19 protein-coding genes are annotated in these 21,937 nt (G+C 72.1%); 11 read left to right on the forward strand and 8 right to left on the reverse strand.

The window, feature by feature from the left end; genetic code table 11:
* The first annotated feature begins 108 nt into the window (after positions 1–108).
* A complete protein-coding gene (locus FBZ33_RS17635) occupies positions 109–411 on the forward strand; it encodes a DUF1540 domain-containing protein (protein WP_088948797.1) in 303 nt (100 codons plus the stop codon).
* Positions 412–490: 79 nt separating this feature from the next.
* Here FBZ33_RS17635 and FBZ33_RS17640 read toward each other — a convergent pair whose 3' ends face one another.
* The 3 genes from FBZ33_RS17640 to FBZ33_RS17650 all read right to left on the reverse strand — a co-directional run bounded on the left by FBZ33_RS17640 (position 491) and on the right by FBZ33_RS17650 (position 4,804).
* Positions 491–1,951 carry a hypothetical protein gene (locus FBZ33_RS17640; RefSeq protein WP_141909914.1) on the reverse strand — a complete coding sequence of 487 codons (1,461 nt, stop codon included), beginning with the start codon at positions 1,949–1,951 and terminating at the stop codon, positions 491–493.
* Complete coding sequence (locus FBZ33_RS17645) at positions 1,948–3,804, reverse strand: dynamin family protein (RefSeq protein WP_141912755.1); 1,857 nt, start codon at positions 3,802–3,804, stop codon at positions 1,948–1,950. The genes FBZ33_RS17640 and FBZ33_RS17645 overlap by 4 nt, the downstream gene beginning before the upstream one ends.
* Positions 3,805–3,919: 115 nt before the next feature.
* Positions 3,920–4,804 carry an IniB N-terminal domain-containing protein gene (locus tag FBZ33_RS17650; protein ID WP_141909915.1) on the reverse strand — a complete coding sequence of 295 codons (885 nt, stop codon included), beginning with the start codon at positions 4,802–4,804 and terminating at the stop codon, positions 3,920–3,922.
* A 297-nt stretch (positions 4,805–5,101) separates the two neighbouring features.
* Between FBZ33_RS17650 and FBZ33_RS17655 the strand changes: the two genes are divergently transcribed.
* The 6 genes from FBZ33_RS17655 (at position 5,102) to FBZ33_RS17680 (ending at position 12,522) form a co-directional block, all read left to right on the forward strand.
* Positions 5,102–6,367 carry an Hsp70 family protein gene (locus FBZ33_RS17655; protein WP_141909916.1) on the forward strand — a complete coding sequence of 422 codons (1,266 nt, stop codon included), beginning with the start codon at positions 5,102–5,104 and terminating at the stop codon, positions 6,365–6,367.
* A gap of 5 nt (positions 6,368–6,372) precedes the next feature.
* A complete protein-coding gene (locus FBZ33_RS17660) occupies positions 6,373–8,937 on the forward strand; it encodes a LuxR family transcriptional regulator (protein WP_221629475.1) in 2,565 nt (854 codons plus the stop codon).
* Between the two features lie 43 nt (positions 8,938–8,980).
* Entirely contained in the window at positions 8,981–10,903 is a 1,923-nt protein-coding gene (locus FBZ33_RS17665) for a nitrate- and nitrite sensing domain-containing protein (RefSeq protein WP_141909917.1), read from the forward strand.
* Entirely contained in the window at positions 10,900–11,349 is a 450-nt protein-coding gene (locus FBZ33_RS17670; protein ID WP_141909918.1) for a roadblock/LC7 domain-containing protein, read from the forward strand. Before FBZ33_RS17665 ends, FBZ33_RS17670 begins: the two co-directional genes overlap by 4 nt.
* A complete protein-coding gene (locus tag FBZ33_RS17675) occupies positions 11,327–11,707 on the forward strand; it encodes a DUF742 domain-containing protein (protein ID WP_099854725.1) in 381 nt (126 codons plus the stop codon). Before FBZ33_RS17670 ends, FBZ33_RS17675 begins: the two co-directional genes overlap by 23 nt.
* A 74-nt stretch (positions 11,708–11,781) precedes the next feature.
* Entirely contained in the window at positions 11,782–12,522 is a 741-nt protein-coding gene (locus tag FBZ33_RS17680) for a cellulose binding domain-containing protein (protein ID WP_141909919.1), read from the forward strand.
* Between the two features lie 151 nt (positions 12,523–12,673).
* Here the strand turns inward: FBZ33_RS17680 and FBZ33_RS17685 are convergent, their stop codons facing one another.
* The 3 genes from FBZ33_RS17685 to FBZ33_RS17695 are packed head-to-tail and all read right to left on the reverse strand — an operon-like array spanning position 12,674 to position 15,275.
* On the reverse strand, positions 12,674–13,237 hold the full coding sequence (locus FBZ33_RS17685) for a GerMN domain-containing protein (RefSeq protein WP_088948807.1): 564 nt from the start codon (positions 13,235–13,237) through the stop codon (positions 12,674–12,676).
* Positions 13,234–14,589 (reverse strand): cell wall metabolism sensor histidine kinase WalK, encoded by a 1,356-nt coding sequence (locus tag FBZ33_RS17690; RefSeq protein WP_141909920.1) that lies wholly within the window; start codon positions 14,587–14,589, stop codon positions 13,234–13,236. The genes FBZ33_RS17685 and FBZ33_RS17690 overlap by 4 nt, the downstream gene beginning before the upstream one ends.
* Positions 14,586–15,275, reverse strand: coding sequence for a response regulator transcription factor (locus FBZ33_RS17695; protein WP_088948809.1), 690 nt, complete (start codon positions 15,273–15,275; stop codon positions 14,586–14,588). Before FBZ33_RS17695 ends, FBZ33_RS17690 begins: the two co-directional genes overlap by 4 nt.
* Before the next feature lie 151 nt (positions 15,276–15,426).
* Between FBZ33_RS17695 and FBZ33_RS17700 the strand changes: the two genes are divergently transcribed.
* The 4 genes from FBZ33_RS17700 (at position 15,427) to helR (ending at position 19,177) form a co-directional block, all read left to right on the forward strand.
* Positions 15,427–15,795 (forward strand): STAS domain-containing protein, encoded by a 369-nt coding sequence (locus FBZ33_RS17700; RefSeq protein ID WP_141909921.1) that lies wholly within the window; start codon positions 15,427–15,429, stop codon positions 15,793–15,795.
* The gene (locus FBZ33_RS17705; protein ID WP_088948811.1) at positions 15,792–16,388 is read left to right on the forward strand and encodes an STAS domain-containing protein; all 597 of its coding nucleotides are present in this window, start codon (positions 15,792–15,794) and stop codon (positions 16,386–16,388) included. Before FBZ33_RS17700 ends, FBZ33_RS17705 begins: the two co-directional genes overlap by 4 nt.
* Before the next feature lie 74 nt (positions 16,389–16,462).
* Positions 16,463–16,843, forward strand: coding sequence for a YccF domain-containing protein (locus FBZ33_RS17710; protein WP_185755327.1), 381 nt, complete (start codon positions 16,463–16,465; stop codon positions 16,841–16,843).
* Between the two features lie 141 nt (positions 16,844–16,984).
* Positions 16,985–19,177 carry an RNA polymerase recycling motor ATPase HelR gene (helR, locus tag FBZ33_RS17715; protein WP_221629476.1) on the forward strand — a complete coding sequence of 731 codons (2,193 nt, stop codon included), beginning with the start codon at positions 16,985–16,987 and terminating at the stop codon, positions 19,175–19,177.
* Between the two features lie 14 nt (positions 19,178–19,191).
* Here helR and FBZ33_RS17720 read toward each other — a convergent pair whose 3' ends face one another.
* Both FBZ33_RS17720 and FBZ33_RS17725 read right to left on the reverse strand, forming a co-directional pair.
* Positions 19,192–21,264, reverse strand: a complete 2,073-nt coding sequence (locus FBZ33_RS17720) for a PQQ-dependent sugar dehydrogenase (RefSeq protein WP_141909923.1) — start codon at positions 21,262–21,264, stop codon at positions 19,192–19,194.
* 122 nt (positions 21,265–21,386) lie between these two features.
* Complete coding sequence (locus FBZ33_RS17725; RefSeq protein WP_141909924.1) at positions 21,387–21,935, reverse strand: RNA polymerase sigma factor; 549 nt, start codon at positions 21,933–21,935, stop codon at positions 21,387–21,389.
* Positions 21,936–21,937: the final 2 nt, after the last annotated feature.

Consider the following 21,937-nt stretch of genomic DNA (forward strand, 5'->3'; position numbering starts at 1 on the left):
AGCCTGGCCTATGCAAAATATCCCCGAAAGAGATGACTGATGGGGATTTGTCCCGTCGGTGCCGGGTACTGGGATTGCCCGGCACCACCGACGGAAGCGAGATCGCCGATGACTGACATGCTGGAGATGCCGCGGGTTCACGAGTGCACCGTCACCGACTGCGGCTACAACCACGATGGCTGCCACGCGTTCGCCATCACCATCGGGCAGGAGAACGGGCACGAGAACGCCAACTGCGCCACGTTCATCGACACCTCGGCGAAGGGCGGGCTGGACCGGGTCATCGCCCAGGTCGGCGCCTGCAAGCGCAGCGACTGCCAACACAACGCCGAGTTGGAGTGCCACGCACCGTCCATCCGGGTCGGCCCGGGGCAGGACATCGCCGACTGCCAGACGTACCAACCGCGCTGAGCCCTGCGGGCACCGATGGAGGCGGCCGTGACGGCCGCCCCCGTCGCGCCTCAGATCACGCCAGGTACGACCACCGCTCTCAGCGACCGCCCGCGACCAGCTCGGCGATCATTCCCTCGCAACTGCGGGCGACGACCTGCGCCCCGCGCCGCTGCGCCAGCGGAAGCAGTGGGTCCTCGGCCCGGTCCCGCCACCGCCACTGCGCGTCGGCGGCGACCTGCCAGAGCCGCTGCGCGGTCGCCTCGTGCTCGACACCGAGCCGGGCGGCGAGACCCACCCCGTTGCCCCCGACCAGTCGCTGCGCCTCGTCGGCCAGCTCCACGTCGAACCCGAGCCGGGTGTTGCGCAGCGCCACCAGCAGGCGCAGCTCCCGGAACTCGTGCGCACCGGCGAGGATCTGCTCGACCGCGCCAACCAGCTCGTCGGAGCCCCGGGTGGGCTCGGCCCGCAGCAGCGTCTCCACCGCGGCCAGCGCGGACCGCGCCTTGAGCGTGTCGCGGCGATCGATGAAACAACGGGTCACCGACTCCCGCAGCTCGGTGAGGCCACTGCGCCGGATGAGTTCGGCGGAGAGCTTCACCCGACTGTCGAAGCCACTGCGGACCAGGGTGGCCGCCAGCCGGACACCGAAGATCCCGAACCTGTCCAGCAGCGCGCCGCGGACATCGGTCTCCAGCCGTACCGGCAGCTCGCCACGGAGGAAGCGCTCGGCGGAGATCAGGTGGGCGTCCAACTCCGCCCGGGGCACCGAGGCCAACGTCGCGAGCGCCGCGAAGTCCGATTCGCCGAGCATCCGGCCCGCCAGGCCGAGCATCCCGCTGCACGCCACCACGTTCACGCTGACTGCGCTCACCCGTGGATCGCGGTAGTGCCGCCGGGCGAGCTGACGCGCGCTGAGCAGACCGTCGATCCGACCTCCCCCGGTCTCGTCCGCCCGGGACAACACCATGATCACGTTGATCGGGGCGGCCTGCCCGACGGCGCCGTCCCGGCCCGCCTCCAGCATCCGCAGATCACTGTCGCGACCGTCACGGGTCAGGTACAACACCGCGTCCGAGTCCCGCAGCATCCGCTCCACCAACGGCACCCGGCCCTGCTCGACGTCGCCCGGGAGCGCCGGGGTGTCGATCAGCGTGACCTGCCGAAGCGCGCGCGTCGGCCACTGCACCACGATGTCGCGTACGTCCCCGATATCCCAGCCGAGATCCACCCGCAACCCGTTCACCGACTTGACCACCGTCAGCTCCTGCGGGGGCTGACCGGCCGGGTAGGCGGTGGCACGCGGGGCAGGGCCGTCCTCGTACCAGGTGAACACACCGTCGGCCCGCTCGACCGGCGCGACCTCCTCGCCCATCAGCGCGTTGAGCACCGTCGACTTGCCCGACCGCCACGGCCCGGCAACCGCGATGCGCAGCGGTTGCTCCAACCGGGCCACCTGATTGCGCAACTGCCCCACGGCCCGGGGGTTGCCCTGATAGAGGTCGATGGCCTGGTGTAGCAACCCCCAGGCCGCCTCGTCCAGCCGCAGCCCCACTGTCATGTCTGCGGCTCCAACAGCAGCGGGGCCGAACGCGTGGCGGTCAACTGCTGGGCCTGCTCGTAGAGCGCGGCCAACCGGGTCATCTTCAACCGGATCTCACGCTGCCGCTGCTCGCGCAGGGAGGCGTCGGTGTCGGCCTCCTGCTTGGCGCTGCGGAACGACTGCACGATGGCCTCCTGAAGCTCCTCGGTCAGCCCCGTGAAGTGGTCACGCAGCATCCGCTGCACCTGCCGGACGGCGTCCCGGCAGTCCCGGGTGATCCGGACGAAGAAGTCGTCGACGTGGCGCTGGATCGCGGACTTGACGGTCGCCTGGCGGCGTCGGAGCAACTGCTTGCTCTCGTCGCGGATGCTCTTGCCGCCGAAGAGCGCCCCGATGCCGACCGAGACCGGGTTGATCATCGGCATTCCGGCCAGGGTGGTCGCCAGGCCGAACATCAACATGCCGCCGTACGAGCCCTTCATGCCGGTGAACAGCTTCTGGCCGGTGGTGAACCTGTCGATCGTCGGCCGTTGCAACTCCGGCAGTCGCCGGGCGATGTCGTCCGGCATGGACATGGACCAGGGTGGCAGGACGTCGTAGCCGTACCGGTTGAAGTTGGCGGCCACCCGGCGGGCGATCCAGTCGCAGCGCTGGATCAGCCACTCGTGGTTGGCCTCCGCCGCCTCGACCAGGCTCCGCTCCAACCAGTCCTGAAAGGTGTCCCAGGCGTCCAGCGGATCGGCGGTGTCGAACGCCTCGTCCACAGTGCGCAGGATCTGCCGGGTCCGGTCCCGAAGGTCGTACTCGATGTCCGAGAGCAGGTCGGCGATCTCGTCGTTGAGCGTGTTCTGCCAACGGGTGGAGCACCGGCGCAGCTCGTCGACCTCGCGCTGGGCGGCGTGCAGGCGGGAGATCGGCCCGGACTGCTCCTCGGCCTCCTGGGTCGCCAGCTCGGCGCGCAGCGGTGCGGCCAGCTGCTCCACCACCGTCCGCGCCACCGCCTGCACCGACGCCCGGGCCAGGTGGTCGGACTTGCCGGCCAGGTCCCGCTGTAGTCGGGCGATCAGCGCGGGAAAGCCGGATTCGGCGTTGAGATCACGGTCGCCGGAGGCGACGGCGCGCAGCCGTAGCGTCGCCGAGACCGGGATCAGCGCCGCCGGGACGCCGGCCTCGACGAGATGCTGCCGGTTGCGCTCGGCCACCGCACGCCAGCCGGCCACCAGATCGGTCTTGCTCTGCACCACGACCACGTTCGGGTGCGCGCGCATCACGTGCAGCAACACGTTCAGCTCGGCGACCGACAACTCCCGGGTGGAGTCCGAGACAAGCAGCACGGTGTCCGCGCGGGCGGGAGCCGCGACCGGGGCGGCACCGCCGACACCGGCGACCTCGTCGGTGCCCGGAGTGTCCACCAGCACCAGCCCGGCGCCGAGCAGAGCACGCGGCACCCCGATCTCGACGTACGCCGGACCGCCGCCCGCCCGACGCCCGATCATGCCGGCCACGCCCGCGGCGACCTGGTTGAGCGCCACCGGAGTCCGCTCCACGGTCACCGTGGCGGCGCCGCCGGCGGGACGACCCGTGGCTGGTGGCGGCGCCTGAGCCACCGCGGCGGACGGGGCTTCGGCGTGCTGCACCACGGTCGGCAGGACTGTCGTGCGGCCGTCGCCCACCGGGCAGGCGGGGGCGTTGATGATCGCGTTGATCAGCTGACTCTTGCCCTGGTTCGGCTCACCGATGACCAGGACCCGAAGCGTCGGGTCCAGCAGTTGGGCACGCTTCTGCCGCACCGTCTGGAGCAGGTCACCACGACCATGAGCACTGCACGTACGGGCGATCTCGTCCAGCACGTCCAACCAGATCCCGGCCATCACCGCACCAAGTGTGCGGATTTCGGCTCAATTATCAAGAGGGACCGGATGTGGAACCGGAGAGGGCCGGATCGCCCGAAGCGACCCGGCCTCCCGCTCCTACCGGAGATCCCTGTCAGAGCAGGCCGCCGGTGATACCCAGCAGGCCGTGGTCCGGCGAGGCGTGCGAGTCGCCCAGCACACCATCGGTGGCGCCGCCGGTCACATCACCGACCGTGCCGGTGACACCGGGAAGGAGGCTGTCCACCTGGTGCGTCACACCACCCACAGTGGACGGAACGTCGAGGGGCGGGACGACGCCACCGACAGCGCCGCCCGCGTGGCCCAGACCCAGCCCGCCCAGGGTGTCGTCGACACCGAGGGAACCCACGACACCGTTGAGCTGACCGTGGGTGCCGGAGAGGACACCGCCGGTCAGGTCGCCGCCGAGCAGGCCCGGGTCGGTTGCGCCGAGGAGACCGCTCGGGTCGCCGGCCGCGCCGGTGACGTTCCCCAGAACCGGGTCCGCGATGGCGTCCACCGGCTGCACCACGTCGGCGTCGAGGGTGTGCGCCACGTCGGAAACACCAGCCAGGTCGCTGTCCAACCCGTACGGACCGACGCCCAGGCCGATCCCCGGCAGCACGGTGATCCCGGCGGCGGCGGCCGACGGGTCGACCGCGATGGCGCCGAGCACGCCGGCCTTGATGTCCACGCCGGTGGGAGAACTCGTGACGCTGATCTGCTGCGCCACGCTCTGCAACTGGCCCACCACGTCGGTGGTGTCGGTGACCAGCGGGTCGAACCCGAGCTGCCCGACGGCCGGCACCAGTGGGGTGAGGCCCTGCCCCGGCGCGTAGTCGACCACCAGCGGCACCACGTCCTGCACGTCCGCCGCGGTGATGTCGCTGAGCCCTGCGGCCCGCAGCGCACCCTCGGGGTCGAGGTCGAAGGCCGACCGCGCGTCGGGGTTCGTCAACAGGTCGAGCACGAAGTCGTGGAGGGTCTGGTGCGAGTCCATGTGCCGGTTCTCCTCGGATCTGGCCGTCGGCGGGTGTCGTACATCGACAGTGACGCTATTGCCCGGCCCACCCCCGGACATCGGGGCTCAGCCCGCATCCGGGCCGGTTGAACTAGGGGCTCCGCCGCCTCGTACGTTAGGGGGACAGGGGGAAACCGACCCGGCGAGATTAGGGTCCCGACCAGGGACTGATCTCTGGTACGAACGTAGGAGCCCGCGGGGTTCGCCGGGGGTGGGTCGTCGGCAGCACCGACGCCATCGCCATCGGCCGGCCAACTCACGGGGGGAGAAGAGACGATGCCGTACGTCCTGGGGATAGACATCGGAAGCACCAACACCGCCGCCGCGGTCGCACGGTCGCACGGCACGACCTGGACCCGCCCCGAGCCCGTCCCGCTGCAGGTCGGTTCCGCTCTCGTGCCGTCGGTGCTGTGCCTGTCCGAGGACGGCTCGCTGCACGTCGGCGAGCCCGCCACCGACGACGGCAGCCGCACCACACGCGACTTCGTGCACCGGATCGGCGATGACGTACCCCTGCTGCTCGGCGGCGAAACGTGCGCGCCGCAGACGCTCACCGCCGAACTGGCGGCGTGGGTGGTCGAGCGGGTCCACGCCCTGGAGGGCGGCCCGGCAGAGGCGATAGTGCTCAGCCACCCGGCGGGGTGGCGCCCCTACCGACGGGAGGTGCTGCACCGGGCGCTGTCCGGCTTCGGCCTGCGCAACATGACCTTGCTTCCGCGCACGGTCACTGTCGCCGAGAGCCACGCGGCCCGCGGGTTCGCGGGCAGCACCGCTGTCGTCTACGCCCTGGGGGGCAACAGCTTCGAGGCGGCTCTCGTGCGTCGCACCCCGCGCGGCACCTACGAGACGTTCGGCACCCCGCAGGGCCTGGACCCGATCGGCGGGGCCGACTTCGACGAGGCGCTGGCCGACCACACCCGTACCGCGCTGGCCCGGGAGTTGGCCACCAGCGCACGCCGCGGCACCCAGGCCGCGCTGCGCGGGCTGCGCGCGGAGTGTGACCGGGTCAAGCGGGTGCTGACCGTCGACCTGACGGCCGACGTGGTGCTGGCCCTGCCGGGCGGCCCGGCGCGGATACCGGTGACCCGGGCCCAGTTCGAGGACATGATCCGCCCGACGGTGCAGGTCACCGTCGACCTCCTGCTGCGGGCCGTGCGCAGCGCCAACCTGACGCCGGGGCAGCTCGACGGTGTCCTGCTGGCGGGCGGGTCGACCCGCGTGCCACTCGTCACCGAGCTGATCAGCGCGGCCCTCCCGGTCCCCGTCGAGGTGGAACCGGACTCCCAGTTGACCGCCGCCACCGGTGCGGCGATGGCCGCGTGCCAGGTGGTGTCGCCGCGCCCCCGCCGACAGCCACCGGCCCGCGATCCATCCCCGGTCAGCGGTGCCGGTCGGGCCTCCGTCCCGGCCACCCGCCGCCCCCACCACGACACCACCGTCCCGGGCGATCCGCCACCGCGGCCCCCGGTCCGGGTTCTCCCACTGGACCTGCCGAAACCGTCCCGCCTGGCCTTGGCCCGCAGCCGGGGACGCGAAGGATGACCCCAATGATCATGAATGACATCGCCGAGCCCGGGCTGACGCTGGACCGGGGGCCGCAGGTCCTGCTGGACACTGTCGGACAGGACCCGACCGGCCCGCTCAGCATCGGCATCGCCGGCCCGGGCGGTCACGGGAAGACCGCGCTGCTCGCGGAGCTGGCGCGAGTCCATCAACGGGCCGGGATCACCGTGCGCACGACCGCCCCGGAGCCGGGCGAACCGGTCGACGCCGACACCCTGGTGCTGGTCGACGACGCGCACCTGCTCGACGACGCGCGGATCGAGGTGCTGCAGGGTCTGGCCGCCACCCGTCGGCACCGACTGGTGGTCGCCCACCGCCCGTGGCCCCGGTCGGCGGCGCTCAGCGAGCTGGTCGACGCGCTCCGACGCGACGGGCAGGCCCTGCTCCTCACACCGTTCACCCGGGAGCAGACCGCCGCCTACCTCGCCTCCACACCCGAGCTGGGCAGCCGCGACGACCTGGTCGACTTCGTCCACACGCAGACCTGCGGCGTACCCCGGGATGTCGAGCGGCTGGCCCGCGGCCTGGCCGCCGCGGAGACCCCGACCGGCGCGGTGGTCGACCCACCCCGGTCCGTCGTCGGCGAGTTCGGGCCGGACCTGGACGTCCAACCCGACGCGGTACGACGGCTGCTGCTCGCCGTCGCGGCGGGCGGGACCCTGCCGGTGAGCATGCTCGGCGCCCTCCTGGGCCGGGAGCCGGCGGCGGTGGACGATCTGATCGCCACGACCAGGGCGGCCGGGCTGCTCGGCGCCGACGGCCGGCTCGCACCGATCGTCCGGCGGGCCGTCACGACGCTGAGCCCCACCACCGAGCGGACGGCGGTCTGGCGTCGGCTCACCGAGTTGCAGCTCGCCAGGGGTGGCGCGGTGCTGCCGTTGGTCCGGTCACTGCTCGCGGTCGGCGCGCTCGGCGACTGCCCGGTCCCGACCCTGGCAGCGGCTGCGAACGAGGCTCTGGCCGACGAGCCGGCGTTCGCCGCCGACCTGTTCGCGGCCGCCACGGCGGCCGGACGGCCAGCAAGCGCCGAGCAGGCGCTCGCCGCCGCACTGGCCGGCAACCTCGACGACGCCCTACGGCTGGCGGACCGACTGCTGTCGACGGCCACTCCCCCCGATCGCCGCGAGGCGGCAGTGGTGGCCGCGACCGCCCTGGCGCACCGTGGGCACGTCGGTCGCAGCGTGGAGCTGTACCGGTGGTCGGGCACCGCGTCGGCGCTGGCGTTCGCTGCCGTCGGCGGGCTCGCCACCGGCGACCTGAGCGCCGCCGCCGAGCCGCCGGCCGGTGATCCCGGCGGCGAACCCCCGACCCTGCGCGCCAGCGCCGCCCGGCTGATGGCCACCGGCGTCCGCGACAGCGTGACCGGCTCACCGACCGCCGCGCTCTCCGCGCTCGTGCAGGCCGCCGCGCTGCTGGAGCCGGACGGACGCGCGGCACTCCTGCCGGACAGCCCGGCGGCGCTCGCCGCGCTGACGGCAGTGCACTGCGGCGAGCTGGAGATCGCCGAGCAGGTGCTGCACCGTGCCCTGGCCGCCGGTGTTGGCGGCCCCCTGATGGCTCGTCGCCACCGGTTGTTGCAGGCCTGGATCCTGATGGTCCGGGGCGAGACGCACGCCGCGGCCGAACGTCTCGCCACGGTGACCCTCGACGGGCGGCCGTTGGAGTCGCGCGACCTGCTCTTCGCCGCCGCGATCCGGATGGGCGTCAGCCGGCGCAACAGCGACCTCGGTGCGCTCAAGCGCGGGTGGGGGCAGGCGCTGGAGGCGGTGGTCCGGCACCCCGTCGACCTGTTCACGCTGTTGCCACTGGGTGAGCTGGCCATCGCGGGCGCACGGCTCGGTGACCTGGCCCGCCTGGAGCCGTACCTGCTCCAGGGACGCGCCCTGCTGGGCCGCCTCGGCAACCCACCACTGTGGAGTGTCCCGCTGCACTGGAGCGGGCTGCACGCCGCCATCCTGACCGCCGAGCCGGCAGTCGCCGACGAACATGTCGCCGCGCTGCTCGCCGCCGCCGGTCACAGCCGGTACGCCGCAGTGGTCGCCGCCGCCGCGGAGAGCTGGGTGGAGGTGTTGCGGGGCGTCGTCGACCCGACCCGGGTGGAGGCCGCCGCCCGAGGGCTGCACGACACCGGACTGTGCTGGGACGGTGCTCGTCTCGCCGGTCAGGCCGCGATCCGCACCGCGGACCGGCGGGCGATGACCACCCTGCTGGAGTGCGCCCGCGCGCTCCAGGGGCGGCCACCGGGCGGCCACGGCGGGCAGACACCGACGACCGGCGCGAGCCCGGCGCGCGCGGCCGGCCCCACCCAGCAGGGGCTCAGCGACCGCGAGTACGAGGTCGCCGAGCTGGTGCTGGCCGGGTTGACCTACCGGGAGATCGGCGACCGGCTCTTCATCTCGGCGAAGACGGTGGAACACCACGTGGCGCGGATGCGCCACCGACTCAACTGCGCCAACCGCACCGAGCTGCTGGCCCTGCTGCGCACCATCGTCGCCGACCGGGCCAGCGACACGGCCGGACAGCCGTGGCCACAACGGGCGACCCGATGAGGCACCCACGCGGCGGACGCCTCCGCACCGGGCGGGGCCGACCGTGACGCGCGACGAGGTGCGACTGATCCGGGTCAGGCTGGTCGTGCTGTGCGCCGTCCTCGTCTCGCTCTGGTCCTACGCGGCCTACGTGGCCGGCCAGGACGCGGCCGACCTGCTGCGCGTGCGGGCCCTGGCGGACACCCTGGGCCAGCCCGCCGACCGGCTGATCCTGGGCCTGCAGACCGAACGTCGGCTCACCGCCGAGCGGGTCGCCGCAGCCGCGCCGACGGCGCCCACGCTGGTCGCGGCACGCGAGGGCACCGACCGGGCCGCCGCCGAGGTCCGCGCGTTCACCGAGGGGCGTGACCTTCGACTGCTCAGCGCCGGTGACGTCCGCGACCGGGCCGGCGAGCTGGTCCGCCGGCTCGACGGCCTCGGCACGATCCGGTCCCAGGTGGACGCCGGGAGTCTCGACCTGGCCGAGGCCGTCGACGCGTACGACCAGGTCGTCGACGTCGCCTTCCGGTTGTACGGCCCGGAGTGGGGCGCGTACGAGAGCGCTCTGGCTGCCGACACCCGGGCGGTGATCGCGCTTGCCCGTGCCCGGGAGCTGCTCGCCCGGGAGGACACACTGGTCAGCGCGGCCCTGACCGGCGCTCGGCTCGGTGTCGACGAGCGGAGCCGGCTGATCGAGCTCGTCGGCGGCCAGCGGTACGCGCGCACCGAGGCAGCGGCAGGGCTGCCCGTGGACGGCCGCAGTGAGCACCAGCGCCTCCTGACCGGCCCCGACTTCGCGGGCCTGCTCGCCCTGGAGGCCCGACTGCTCGTGGCCGACACGGCGCTGACCGGGATCACCGTCCAGGCCTGGCGGGCCGCGGCGGACACCGCCCTGAGCGCACTGCAGACGCTGGTGACGACCACCGCCCGCAGCAGTGCCGAGCGGGCCGCACCGGGCGCCGCGGTGGTCGTCGCGCGTACCGGCGCCGTGGTGGGGCTCGGCCTCATCGTCGTGCTCGTGCTCCTGCTGGGTTGGGTGAGCACCGTCCGACGCCTGACCGAGGACCGGACCGGTTCGGACCACGACGCTCCGGCTCCGGCCGGTGATGCCACGGCGACGCCCGACGGCGCCAACCAGGATTTGTTCCTGCGGCTCACCCGCCGCAACCAGGTCCTGCTGCGCGATCAGCTCGGCCTGCTGGACGGGATGCAACGCCGGGAGCGGTCCGCCGAGGAGACAAACGAGCTGTTCCAGCTCGACCATCTCACCACCCGGATCCGACGCAACGTGGAGAAGCTGATCACGCTCGCCGGCGCGAGGCCCGCCCGCCGCTGGCGACGGCCCGTGCCGCTGCTCGACGTGACGCGCGGCGCGGTCGCCGAGGTGCCGGACTACCACCGGGTCCTGATCGCGCCGCACTGGCCCTGGTCGCTCGCGGGCAACGCCGTCACGGACGTCGTCCACCTGCTGTCGGAGCTGATCGAGAACGCCCTCGCCTTCTCCGCTGCGGACACCACCGTACGGGTCAGGGGCGAGCACCGACCGCAGGGTTGCGCGGTCCTGGTCGTCGACGACGGGTCGGGTCTGGACGCGTCCGCGCTGGCCGAGGCGAACCACCTGCTCGGCAACCCGCCACCGGGCGGCCCACCCCCGGGTTCCGCGGGTCTGTACGCGGCCGCCGTGCTGGCCGGCCGATGCGGCGCACAGGTCTCGTTGCGCCCGAGCCGGCGCGGTGGGACCGCCGCCACCGTGCTCCTACCGGCCGGGCTGGTCACACCGAACGTCACCGGCCGTGGAGCGGCCACCGCGCCACCCGGCACCCCCCACCCGCCGGCCCGCGACGCCGCCGACCCCTCCACCCCGAACGGCGACGGCGAGCTGCCGACGCGGACACGCCACACCGGGCCGACCGGCCCGGAACCCGGCAGGACCAGCCTCGACACTGTCGAGTTCCCGGTCGCTAGAGCAACAAGGAGACACCCATGACGTCCGCAGTGGTCACCGACGACGACCTGACCGGCGCCCTGGACCGCCTGGTCGACCGAGTGCACGGCGCGGAGTTCGCCGTGGTGCTCTCCCCCGACGGGCTGTTCCTCGGCGGTTCCCAACAGGTCAGGGGCGAGCTCGCCGAGCAGCTCTCCGGCGTGGTCGCCGGTCTGATCGCGTTGGGGCTGGCCGCCACCCGGATCTGCGAAGGGGGCGGTCTGCGTCAGGTCGTGGTGCAGATGGCGCGAGCGTTCCTGTTCGTCGCCACCATTCCGAACGGCACCATCCTCACCGTGCGGATCGCCGGTGACGACGTCAAGGTCGGCGACATGGCGTACGAGGTGGCGCTCTTCGTCGGGCAGGCCGAGCGGCACCTGCCGATCCGTCTCGGGCCCGCCTCCTCGGCGACGATCGGGGATCCTGGTGCGCAGCACCGGCAGCGCTGACGAGGCGTGGTACGACGACGACGCCGGCCCGGTGGCCCGGCCGTACACGATGACCGGAGGGCGCACCGCGCCCACGGGCGACAAGTTCGACCTGATCTCACTGGTCGTCGCTCGCCGGGGGGTCACGCCGCCCACACCGCTCTTTCCCGAACAGGCGCGGATCGTCGAGCTGTGCCACGATCCGGTGTCGGTGGCCGAGGTGGGTGCCGAGCTGGACCTTCCACTCGGGACGGTCCGGGTGCTGCTCGGTGACCTGCTCACGGCCGGGCTGATCGAGACGCATGACCCGCCGATGCTGTCGGAGGTGCCGAACGAGGATCTGCTCAAGGCGATACTCGTCGGGCTCCGCGCCCTGTGACAGGGCAGATGCCATCCGCGGCAGGCACGGATCGCGGGCGCGCATCCGGCGACGAACTGAAGGGGAGACAGGCAGTGCCGGCAACACCACCCCAGCCACGCCGTACCGTGGCGATCATCCTGCTGGACCGGATCGTGGCCTTCGGCACGACCGCGCGGCGGGTGCTCACCGGACGGGACGACGTCTCGCGGGCCACCTGGGTGGCCGTGATCGCGGCGTTCGGGGTGCTGGTCGCGACGGCCGTCTCCGTCATCGGGTTGCTGCGTACGCCGGAGAAGCTGACGCCGGTGACCCTCGACGCGCCACCGTCCGTCGAGCAGGTGGGCACTCCCTCGACCGGCACTCCCCGGGCGCAGGCACGGCCGGCGGCCAGCAGCCCGGCGGCGCCCGATCCCCCACCGCCCGCGTCGGCCACCGCCGTCCCGACGACCGCAGGTGCGTCGACCCGGCCCACACCGACCGGTGCGACGGCTTCACCCACCCCGACCCCCCTGAACGCCGACTTCGCCATCGCGGACAACGCCCTGCTCAGTTACGGTGCGGCCGTGACGATCAGCAACCCCGGCTCGGTGCCGGTGCCGCAGTGGACGCTGACCGTCACCCTGCCTCGGGAGGTGCTGCGGGTCAGCGCGGTCGAGGGCGCGCGGGTCAGCCGGGACGGTGCGGTGTGGACGTTCGTGCCGGATGGAAGCGCCGGTCAGGTACCTGGCAGCGCCTCGGTCCGGGTGACCTTCCGGGTCAACGGTTCACCGGCGGGTGCCGCCCCCGAGGCCTGCGCCATCGACGGGGCCGCCTGCACCGGCCTGCCGCACTGACCAGGTCGAGTCAGCGGATCGAGTGCGGCACACCCGGCGTTTCGGCGACAGCCGGCAGCGCCGGCGCCAACGCCGCCAGGATGCACAGGCCGCCGACGGGGAGCAGGTTGAGCGTTACAGACCCTCGGTGCCGCCGGCGGTGTGAACGGGCTCACTGCTCCTTGATCAGTGGGGCGTAGGCGGCGCGGGTGAGCGGGTCGGCGGACAGCGAACCGTCGGCCCGGGGCACACCGAGCGGTCTGCCGTCGCGCAGGAAGGCCACTGTGGTGACGTCGTCGCGGCTGGTCAGAGTGCAGACGATCTGCCCGAAGGCGAGGACCTCGTCGCTGCGGCCGGCGTCGACGGCCGGCGCGTCCACCGCGACGAGAGCCTGCGTGCCAGTCACCGTCACACCAGCGGCGTTGACCGCTCCCGGCAGCGCGCTGGTCAGGTCGCTGTCACGTTCCTCCCCGGTGGGTCCGGCGAGCAGGTGCCGCAGTTGGTCGGCCATGCTCGGCACACTGTCGACGCGCCGGACCACGGGGATGATCCAGTTGTCGCGTACGAGGCAGAGGGTTTCGACGACGTGGCCGGCCGGTGCGGTGGCGTCGGCGGGAACGGAGCTGTGGAACGGCCCACGCGGTGGCTGCACCGTTCGGGGGCCGTCGTCGGTGGGGATGCCGCAACCGGTCAACAGCAGGACGAGCGCCAACGGGGCGAGACGGCGTCGGTTCACGGCAGGCTGCCCGGAAGCGCGACCCGGAAGCGTGCGCCGCCCCCGTGTCGATCGACGACGGTGGCGTGCCCCTCGTGCGCTGCGGCGTGCTGGGCCACCAGCGCGAGCCCGAGGCCCGTGCCGTCACCTGCGCCACGGGTGTGGGCGGCCCGACCCCGGACGAAACGGTCGAAGATCGCCTCACGATCCTCCACGGGCACGCCCGGGCCATCGTCGTCGACCTCGATGACGCCGGTGTCACCGTCGCGGCAGAGGCGGACGGCTGCGGGGCCGGCGCCGTAGGTCACGGCGTTGTCGAGCAGGTTCGCCAGGACCTGGGCGATCCGCCGCCGCTCGACGTGCCAGGTCGGGGAGACGCCCGGTGCCAGGTGGACGAGGCTGACCGGCAGGTCGTACGCATGGCAGGCCTCTTCGGCCAGCTCCACCACGTCCACCGGGGCACGGTGTGCGGGCTGGTCGCTGCGAGCAAGGTCGATCAGGTCGTTGACCAGTCGCTGGAAACGGTCGATCTCGTCGGCGACGAGCCCGGCGGCAGTCGCCGTCCGGTCGTCCTGGTGTTCCCGACGACGGGCCAGGACGCTGGCCGCCGCAGCGAGGGTCTGCAGCGGTGAGCGCAGTTCGTGGCTGACGTCGGCGGCGAAGCGCCGGTCCCGTTCGATACGGCGGGCGAGCTGGTCGACCATCTGGTTGAACGAGGAGGAGAGGCGGGTCAGGTCGGGGTCGGTGGCCGGGTCCAGCCGGGCGGTGAAGTCACCGGCGGCGATCTTCTGGGCAGCGTCGGCGACCGCCGTCAGCGGCCGCAGTCCGTGTCGGGTGGCGTACCACCCGAGGGCGGCACCGGACCCGGCGACCAGCACCGCGACGGTGGTCAACGCCAGCGCCAGGACCTGGAACGTCTGCTCCAACTCACGCATCGAGTTGACCTCGAAATATGCCGCCGACGAGGACAGCGGCACCCCCACCACCAGGGCGGGTTGCCCGGCGACGCGTACGCGCTGCACCGCCGGCTCCCCGGCGGCGACGATTCGACGCAACTCGGCGGGGATGGCGGCTGTGGTGTCCGGGTCCGCTGTGCGCGCGTACCACTCGCCGTTGAGGTGCAGCACCGGCCGCCGGCTCCCGCCGGTGTCCAGCGACCGGAGCACCTCCACCACGTCCGGACTGTCCGTGTCGAGCCCGGCGTGCACCACCGCGGCGTCGAAGTAGGCGGCCCGTAGTGCGATGCGTTCCCGGTCGTCGAGCAGCGATCGCCGGGTCAGTTCGTAGGAGACCAGGGCCATCGACGCGGAGAGCAGGAGCGCGCCGACCGCGAACGCGGCTGCCACCCGGGTACGCAGTCCGAGGCGTCTCATCGTTGCAGCTTGTAGCCCAGACCCCGCAGGGTCACCAGGTGCCGGGGGTTCGCCGGGTCCGGCTCGATCTTCTGCCGCAGTCGGCCGACGTGCACGTCGACCAGCCGTTCGTCGCCGCTGTCGTACCCCCAGACCCGTTGCAGCAGCTGCTGACGGGACAGCACCCGGCCGGCGTGCTCGGCCAGCTCGCAGAGCAGGCGGAACTCGGTGCGGGTGACGGTGACCTGCTGACCGGCGCGGCGCACCTCCCCCGCCTCCGGACTGATCTCCAACTCCCCGAAGGCCACCGCCGGCACCGGATCCGGCGTCGACGCCGCCGCCAGCGGTCGAGCGCGCCGACGCAGGGCTCGCAGTCGGGCGGTCAGCTCCCTGATCGCCACGGGTTTGACGACGTAGTCGTCGGCGCCGGCTTCGAGAGCGGCCACGATGTCGTCGGTCCCGTCCCGGGCGCTGACGACCACGATCGGCACGTCGTCGTCACGGCGCAGTTGTCGGATGCACTCGAAGCCGTCGAGGCCGGGGAGCATCAGGTCGACGAGCACGTAGTCGGCCGGGTGGTGACGCTGGGCTCGCAGGCCCTCCTCCGCGGTAGCCGCCCCGAGGGCGTCGTAGCCCTCGTCCTCCAGTGCGAGCAGCAGCGCGAGCCGGATGCGGTCGTCGTCCTCGATCACCAGTACGGCCGTCATGCCGGAATCATCCTCGGCGGCCCGCCGAGCGGCCAACCGTGCTGCCCAGCTCGCGGTTTTGTCACACAACTGTCACAGAGCCTTGCAGCTATCGCCAACCCCGCCCGTAACGGTGGTGGTGGACCGAGGGCTGAGGGAGAGGGGCACGGCCATGACAACGCCGGTGATGCCGACGCGGTACACGCTGCCGCTGGTCGAGGTGCGCGTCACGGAACTCGACCTGGCCTGCCTACCGGAGGTCGGTGCGATGTTCGATCGGCTGCTCAGCCTGCGCCCCGCGCAGGTCGTGCTCGACCTCTCCGACTGCCGACACCTCGACGCCGCCGCCATCGGCCTGCTCCTCGACCTGCACCGTAGACTGGCTCGCGCCGACGCGGTCCTCACCGTGCGCAACCCGAACCCTCGGGTCCGCCGCATCCTGCACATCGCCCGCCTCGACCAGGTGCTGTCGATCGTCACCGACCAGGGCCGGGCGACGCGGACCGCGCCAGCCCAGGGCGTAGGAAGGACCCCAGCATGACCGTCGTCCCGGACGAGTACCTGATGACCCTGATCTGCGACACCTGTGGCGAGACCATCCGCGGCACCGCGTGCGTGCTACCCGACGCCGAGGTCGTCTGGACCCTGGTGGCAGAGCACGGCTGGAGCGGCTCTCCGTTCGCCACCGGGCCGCACCGCTGCCCGCACTGCAGCCTGCTGCCACCCCCGCGCCGCGGGCCGGGCTCCTGCGACGACCACGGTCCCGGAGGCATCCTCGGCATCGACCACCTCGACGACGTCACCGTCATCGCCGCGACGGGCGACATCGACCTCGACACCGGCGACACGCTGCGCACGGCGCTGCGGCACGTGGCCGAGGTGGGCGGACACGTGGTCGTCGACCTGAGCCGTGTGCACATCATCGACTCGACCGGGCTCGGTCTTCTCGTCCGCGCACACCGCGACGCGCGGGAACGCGGGGTCACGCTCTGCCTCGCCGCGCCGTCGCGATTCATCCGCACCGTCCTGCACACCATGCGCCTGGACGGAGCGTTCCCGATCTTCGAGAGCCTCGACGACGCCGTCGGCCAGTTGTCCGACGACGCCACGCGACGCCAGCACGTGGCCGGCTGACCGTGCGCATGCTCCGGCGAGGAGGGGCGGAAGGGCCGCGTGGCCCGGTGGCGAGCATCGCTCATGCTGGAGTGGTGATTCGTTTCGTACTGAACGTGCTGTGGCTCATCTTCGGCGGTGGCATCGTGCTGGCGGTCGGGTACGGCGTCGCCGCACTGATCTGCTTCGCCCTGGTCGTGACGATCCCGTTCGGGGTCGCGTCGCTCCGCCTCGCCGTCTATTCGCTGTGGCCCTTCGGCCGCACCCTGGTGCCGAAGCCCGGCGCGGGCGTCGCCTCCGGTCTGGCGAACATCCTCTGGCTGGTGCTGGCGGGCTGGTGGCTCGCGCTGTCCCACATCGTCGCCGGGGTCGCCCTCTGCGTGACGATCATCGGGATTCCGTTCGGCATCGCCAACTTCAAGCTCGTGCCGGCGGCGTTCTGGCCCCTCGGCCGGGAGGTCGTGGACACGCCCTGAGCTTGGAAAATGGGGACACCTGGCCCCCTGCCACTTCTAACATATAGCGCACTGGGGGGCTTGCGGCAAGACCCGGTCCGTCCCGCAAAATCGTCGGCCGAGGCCAGAATCTGCCGAATTGGAAGTTCCCATTTGAATTCCTTGCCCACCTCCGTGTTCGATCTCCCCGATCACCTCTGTCCCAAGGCCGACCCGGCGCTGATCGGCCGCGACGAGCAGCATTTCGCGACGATGGCGGAGAGCCTTGATCAGCTGAACGCCGAGCTGTCCGAGCGCCTTGCCGCCGAGCGCAGGGCGCCCGGCGGCAAGGGCCGGCAGGCGATGGACCGGGACGAGGAGATCCGTCGCCTGACCGGCCGCCTGCGTGCGCTGAGTCGCTACGGTCTGGACCTGTGTCTCGGCCACGTGGTCGGTGCGGACAACCCCGAGCCCGTGTACGTCGGACGTCGCGGCCTCACCGACAGCGAGGGTCGGCGGTTGCTGCTCGACTGGCGCTCGCCCGCCGCCGAGCCGTTCTTCGGCGCGACCCACGCCAACCCGATGGGTCTGTCGAGCCGTCGCCGGTACCGGTGGACGCGCGGCCGGATCAGCGACTACTGGGACGAGGTCTTCACCCCGGACGGGTTCGTGGGGCACGCCGTCGCGCTCGACGACCAGTCCGCGTTCATCGCCAGCCTCGGCAGCGCCCGGTCGACCCGGATGCGGGACGTGCTCAGCACCATCCAGGCCGACCAGGACGCCATCATCCGAGCGGGATCGGCCGGGGCGCTCGTCGTGGACGGCGGTCCGGGCACCGGGAAGACCGTCGTCGCGCTGCACCGCACCGCCTACCTGCTCTATTCCGACCCTCGCCTGGGTCAGCGCCGGGGTGGCGTGCTCTTCGTCGGGCCGCACCAGCCCTACCTGGCCTATGTCGCCGACGTCCTGCCCAGCCTCGGCGAGGAGGACGTGCAGACCTGCACCCTGCGGAACCTCGTCGGCGAGGGTGCCGGGGCGACTGTCGAACCCGATCCGGACGTGGCCCGGTTGAAGTCCTCCGCGAAGCTGGTCGGTGCGATCGACGCCGCGGTCAGGTTCTACGAGGACCCACCGGTCAAACCGATGACGGTCACGACCGACGAGGCCGACATCTGGCTGGGTGCCGACGACTGGGCCGACGCGTTCCAGGCACCCGGGCCGGGCACCCCGCACAACGAGGCGCGAGACGAGATCTGGGAGGAGTTGCTCACGATCCTCGTGGACAGGTACGACGGCGACGAGCCGGACGACGTGGTCCGCAGGTCGCTGCTGCGCAACAGGGAGCTGCGTGCGACCTTCAACCGCGCCTGGCCCCTGCTCGACGCCGCCGACCTCGTGGGAGACCTGTGGTCGGTGCCCGCGTACCTGCGCACGTGCGCGCCCTGGCTCAGCCCGACGGACGTCCGGAAGCTGCAGCGCGACGACGCCCGGGCCTGGACCGTTTCCGACCTGCCGCTCCTGGACGCGGCACGGCGGCGCCTCGGTGAGGCGTCGGAGCGTCCGCGTCGGCACGACCCCGTCGCCGCCGTCGAACGCGAGCACCGGGCCCGGGTCGTCGACGAACTGCTCGCGGCCAACGCCTACGACGACGGCGAGGGCCTGCTGACGATGCTGCACCAGCCGGACCTTCGCGACGCCCTGGCCGACGAGTCCGCGCTCCCCGCCGCCGATCCGGATCTGCTGGCCGGCCCGTTCGCCCACATCGTCGTCGACGAGGCCCAGGAGCTGACCGACGCCGAGTGGCAGATGCTGCTGGCCCGCTGCCCCTCGCACAGCTTCACCATCGTCGGGGACCGCGCCCAGGCCCGGCACGGGTTCACCGAGTCGTGGCAGGAACGCCTGGAGCGCATCGGGCTCGACCGGATCACGCTGGCCACCCTGAGCATCAACTACCGGACCCCGGAGGAGGTCATGGCGGAAGCCGAGCCGGTCATCCGGGCTGTGCTCCCCGACGCCAACGTGCCGACCTCCATCCGCAGCAACGGGCTGCCCGTCGTCCACGGATCGGCCGCCGAGCTGGGCGCGATCCTCGACGCCTGGCTCGGCGAGCATGCCGACGGGACCGCCTGCGTGATCGGCGATCCGACGTTCCCACCGACGTCCCGCGTCCGGTCGCTGAGCCCGGAGCAGGCCAAGGGTCTCGAGTTCGACCTGGTCGTCCTGGTCGACCCGGAGGCGTTCGGCACGGGCATCGAGGGGGCGGTCGACCGCTACGTCGCGATGACCCGGGCGACCCAGCAACTCGTGATCCTGACGGCACGAGCCGTCTCCGCGGGGCCACCACGTGGGTGGCCCCGCGGAGACGTCGCTCACTGAACCGCTGCGGTCCCCTAGTTGCCGAGCGTGACGTGCAGGATCCGCTCGTTGCTGTTGTTCGGGGTGCTGTCCTTGTCACCGGTGTTGGTGGTGGTCAGCCAGAGCCCTCCGTCGGGAGCCGGCTCCACCGTCCGCAACCGACCGTAGGTGCCGCTGAAGTACGTCTGCACGTTCGTCAGACTGCTGCCGCTGATCACCGCGCGGTACATCCGGGCACCACGCGCGCAGGCCACGTAGAGCGCGTCCCGCACGATCGTGATGCCCGAACACGACCCTTCGGCGGTGGGATAGGTACGCGCCGGCGCGATGAACCCGGCGGTGCCGCACGTGCCGCTGGTGCCCTCGCACGCCGGCCAGCCGTAGTTGCCGCCCCGGGTGATCAGGTTCGTCTCATCCATGACCGAGTTGCCGAACTCCTGCTCCCACAGCCGGCCCTGCGAGTCGAACGCCAGCCCCTGCGGGTTGCGGTGGCCGTAGCTCCACACGTAGTTGCCGAACGGGTTGTCGGAGGGAACGGTGCCGTCCGGGTTGAGGCGCAGGATCTTGCCTTCGAGGGCCGCCCGGTCCTGTGCGTAGTTGCCGTTCTGCGCGTCACCCGTGCTGGCGTACAACTTGCCGTCCGGGCCGAACCGTAAGCGCCCACCGTCGTGGTACTTGTTGCGCCGGATGCCGCTGACCAGCACCTGCTCGCTGGCCGTGTTGAGTCGCCCGTTCTCCAACCTGATCCGCACGATCCGGTTGTCGCTGGGCGAGGTGTGCATGATGTACAACCAGCGGTCGCTGCTGTAGCTGGCCGAGATGGCGAGCCCGAGCAGGCCGCCCTCACCTTCGGTGCTCTGCACGTTCGGCACCGTGCCCAGGTTGGTCTTGGCGCCGGTGGTGGGGTTGAGCTGGATGATGTCGTGCGCGTCGCGGCGGTTGTAGAGCACGTTGCCGTCGGGCAGCGTCACCAGGCCCCACGGGATGTCGGTGTCGGTGGTGACCTGGCGCACCCCGCACACCGGGTTGCCGCACGCCGCGCCGGTCGTCACTGTCGTCGTGCCGCTGCGCGAGGAGGCGTTGTCCTGGGCGTCCCGCGCCACCACGTAGTACTGGTACGCGGTGTTCGCGGCCAGCCCGCTGTCGGTGAACGTGGTCGCCGGCGGCGCGCCGGTGACCGTGCCGACCTTCACGCCGGCGCGGTGGATGTCGTACGCCCGGACCCCGATGTTGTCGCTCGACGCGGTCCACCGCAGTGTCACGGTGGTGCCCGACGCGGTGCCGGTGAGCTGTTGTGGCGCGGTCGGCGGCTGGGTGTCGGCCTGGCAGGGCGGCGGCGTGATCGAGACCGTGGTGCTCGCCTGGGACACGTTGCCGGCGGCGTCGCGGGCGTTGACGTACAGACCCCAGGTCGCGCCAGCGACCACCGTGAGGGTGGTGGACAGCGTCGTGCCGCTCACCGATTTCATCAGCTGGCCGTCGTGGTAGACGTCGTAGAAGGCGACAGCGACGTTGTCCGTCGAGGCGTTCCACGCGAAGGTCACCGAGTTGCAGGTCAGGCCACTCACCCGCGGGCTGCCCGGCGCCGTGGGCGGCTGGCTGTCGCTGCTGCCCAGGGCAGTCGTCCACCGTTGGTTGGTCTGCCCGTTGCAGGTCCAGAGACCGACAGTGGTGCTGTTGGCGGTGCCCGCGCCGGTCACGTCCAGACACAGGCCGGACTGGACGCCGACGATGGTCCCGTTGGTGTTGATCCGAAAGCGCTGGTTGGCACCACCGTTGCAGCCGTTGATCTGCAGTGCGGCCGGCGCGGTGGTGTCCTGGCCGACCACGTCGAGACACATCGTCTCGTTGTAGACCCGCAGTTCACCGGCCGAGGTGAGGCTCCACGCCTGGTTGGCCTGACCGTTGCAGTCGTAGATGTTGATGCCGGCGCCGGCGGTCCGCACATTGCCGACCACGTCCAGGCACCGGCCGCTGGCCACGCCGACCACCGTCGACGGTGCCGCTGCGGCGGCCGGCACGCCGACGGCCACGGTCAGCAGCGTCACCGCCGCCATCACCGCCGGCAACAGCCGCCGTCGTGGTTTGGTTCGCGCGATGACTCGCATCCGTCCTCCAGGATCAGGGCGTCGCCCAACGATAGACATCGACTATCAAAGATGCATTCGTCGCACAAGTCAAACGATGTCACTCGATCGGGGGCAAACCCGCAGAACGGCGTACGCTTCGCTCAGCCGCCCTCCAACGACTCCCGCACGTGCCGACGGGCGTGATGGATCCGGGACTTCAGCGTGCCGACCGGAATGCCCAGTTGCCCGGCGATCTCCTGGTAGTCGAGCTGACACAGATCGCGGAGCACGAGTGCCGTCACCAACTCCGGCCGGTGAGCCTCCAGCCGGTCCAGCGCGTCCAGAAGGTCGAGGCGGGATCCGGCGATGACGCTCGTCGTGCGGGGGTCGGCCACCTCGACGGGCAACAGCGCACTCGGTTGCTCGGCTGCCCGACGCCGCAGCGACCGGTACGTCTGGCGGGCGCAGTTGGCGACCACGGTGTGCAACCAGGTCGAGAACAGCGACCGCCCCTCGAACCGCTCGATGTGCCGGGCCACCTGCACCAACGCGTCCTGTGCCGCCTCCTCCGCGTCCTGCCGGCAGGGCAGGAACCGCCAACACTGCTCCAGCACGCGCGGGCCGATCGCGGCCAGCAGCGCGTCGAGTGCGGCGCTGTCGCCGGCCGCCGCCCGTCTCGCCAGCTCCTCGGTGTCAGATTCGTGCGCCACCC

It is taken from the genome of Micromonospora sp. A202 (assembly GCF_006715105.1).
Lineage (GTDB): Bacteria > Actinomycetota > Actinomycetes > Mycobacteriales > Micromonosporaceae > Micromonospora > Micromonospora zamorensis.